General features: G+C 42.5%; 2 protein-coding genes. Both read right to left on the bottom strand.

Translation table 11 applies throughout. The features are described from left to right. Window positions 1–155: 155 nt before the first annotated feature. Entirely contained in the window at window positions 156–1,313 is a 1,158-nt protein-coding gene (locus K8S15_04985; protein ID MCD4775392.1) for a 6-bladed beta-propeller, read from the bottom strand. A gap of 169 nt (window positions 1,314–1,482) precedes the next feature. Further along, complete coding sequence (locus K8S15_04990; GenBank protein ID MCD4775393.1) at window positions 1,483–2,751, bottom strand: T9SS type A sorting domain-containing protein; 1,269 nt, start codon at window positions 2,749–2,751, stop codon at window positions 1,483–1,485. Window positions 2,752–2,923 lie beyond the last annotated feature (172 nt).

The raw sequence follows: 2,923 nt of genomic DNA on the forward strand, positions 1-2,923 counted from the left end.
ATGAATCAGGGGAATTGATTCCTTGTAAGATAATGCTTTCATCTATCTCCCATGGTAATTTCATAATACACTGAACGCTCTGTATAACCTGCACAAGAATTATTGGAACTCATCTCTTTGCTCGTGTGTCAGGTTCATACAGTTGTTCAGAATCATCACTCAAGAAAATACAACTTTTGGAAGCCTTCCAGAGGATCCAATTCCCAAGCCAATATACCCTGGGTGGTAATCTTTATCTCCCAACTCCAGCTCTCAACGGGATAAACAGCATGACTGAGCAGATTGCCTTCCAGGTTATAGATATCGAAAAACAATTCATTGTGTGTGCCACGTCTTACCCAAAGATTCTTATCAGGTCCGATTCCAACTTCACTTATCATATTCTCATAAATTGAGGGATGAACATCCCTTGAAGGTGAACCACCCATCCTTTGGTAGGTATAGTTCATATATTCCGATTCACTGGCAATCTCCTCAGTCGATTTTTCAACAGGAGTCATATCCCTTGTGATACTAAGTATTTCTGTGCCGGTGGAATCCCAGCCTATTACTCTGTATTCAAATGCATCAACTTGACCAAAATATACATTTCCATTTCCATCCCCATACGAACTTAACAGGTGAAATACAGTAAAATTAATAGATACTGATGGATCTCTATCATATTCGCTGTTGGATATCTGAATTGAATCTTTCCATAAAAGAGTCTCCCAGTCCGGTTCACTCCAATTGTAGATTGCAGCAGTTTGCCACTCAGCATCTGTCTCAGGATTTCCATCATATCTGCATGCAACCAGTTTATTGTTAGTCAACGGAGAAACATGATATGGGGAATTATTCAGCCACAAACTGACTTCCTCAACGAACTCCAGTGAATCATTAAAGACAACATACCCATTTTTGCTTGGAGCAATGATTACTAGCCTGCCATCAGGCATAATGCACAATCCTTGAGGGTGTTGTAACTCTCCTGGACCGTTTCCTCTTCGAGTGACCTGCTGAATGTAATTGCCCTGGAGATCATAGGCTTTCACACTAGCGTCTATCTCATCCACAACAAAAATTCGACCTTGATCATCAATATCAACACCAACAATCGACCAGAATGTGTTTGTGGAATCACCAATCTCCTCGCCAATCTCAAAAACAACCTGAAGGGTATCAACAGAATGCGTGATCTGATAGTCGACTGTTGGTGGTGAATCACTCTCTGCGCATCCCAGGAAAAGGAACAATAATGAGATAGAACCGGAAGAAAGTAATACTCGTTCAGATAAATCTTTTAATTCAGCATAAATGTCGTAACAATTCAAGTAGCATTTCCTATCTTAGATTGATTTCCTTTTCCGATTTATATAATCCTAGCTATCAAGTTAATCATCATATGTATTCTGAACGTCTCGCATAACCGGCTGGCATAAACCTTTGAGCAGAGCAGATTAGCTTTGACAGTCCGCGTTGATGCGCTTGTTAGGTATCTAATTATCTTACCAATATGCACCTATGACTAACAGTATGATTCCCGGCATTCAAGCGGATCAGATAGATTCCTGGGGACCATTCAGAACCATCCAGCTCGATTGCTTGATTTCCTGTTTCAAGCATGCTGTCGATTACCTGCTCGATCAATCTTCCTGAAAGATCAAACACTTGGATTGTGACCAATCCAGAACCTGGAAGCTCAAAGAAAGCAACTGCATTTGAACTGAAAGGATTGGGGAATACAGAAAGCCTTAATGGGAAGCTTGGAGAAGAACTTTCGATCCCCAGCTCAGTCAGCCATGGGTCATAGAGAACATTCTCGCACACCTCGTCTCCAGTTCCGGGTCCTACACCTCCTGGACCGCTTGGGTCACCCCACCAGTTGTATGTCGCATCGAATGGCTGGCTGGGGGGGGCACCTATCCCAGTCATGGTTATTCCATATCCGGTGTTGCCATAGATGTTGCAGTAGTGTGCAGCATAAGTTTCAGTAGGGCTTGGAAGATACTTACTCATCAATATGCCATCACCAGTATTATTGGCTATGTTTGTCGAATCGATAAGAAAACTCTGCGATACTGTCCCAAAGTGATCCCTTAAGGATATTCCCGCTCCAGCGGAGGATTCGTTTTCAGAAATGTCACATTTGGTGATTATTCCACTGAAATTCTGCCCCAGGATACCTCCCCCGCATGATGAGGTGTTACCGGAAATAACACAATCGGATATCACGCCATATATAGCACTTGCTTTTGCATCTCGATTTCCTTGAGTTATTTCACTGCTTGAGTAGATGGATCGGTAATCCTCATGATCAGAATAGTCTGTAAAGAAAGCTCCCATATTAATTCCACCACCACCATAAATTGCATGATTATCATTAATATGATTCCCTATGATTGATAGTCCCTGATAAGAATTAATACCTCCACCAGAATTGCCATTACCATTTCTGATAGTATAACCGGAAATAACTGTAGATGTATCTATATCGATGGAAACACTTATGTTGATTACCGATGCAAGGTTGTTTCCATCGATGATTGTGTACTCCGGTCCCGATTCGCTCAGCAGCTTAATGCTTTGGGTATTTGGCCAGATCAGGTTCTCGATGTAAGTCCCTGACGCGACCAGGACAGTATCACCTGCCTGTGCGGCATTGAGTCCCTCTTGAATTGTGGAGTATTCGCTTGGTACGTGGATAGTATCAGAATGAAGTCCCGAGGCGAGCAGAAGAAGTATGGGTAGGACAAGCATTTTCGTTCTCATTTTCTTTCCCTCCCTGTTCGTTTGTGAGCTTCCGTTTCTCCTTTCTACCTAACATTTTGCATAACCAGAACAGTGTTTACAGGCCTAGAACATTGTCGCTGTTTCTGGTTGATGCGATTGTTGAACTAAGCGCTGCGGCGCAGCGCAGATTACCAATCATATAAATTCCTTC

It is taken from the genome of Candidatus Aegiribacteria sp. (assembly GCA_021108005.1).
Lineage (GTDB): Bacteria > Fermentibacterota > Fermentibacteria > Fermentibacterales > JCC-6 > Aegiribacteria.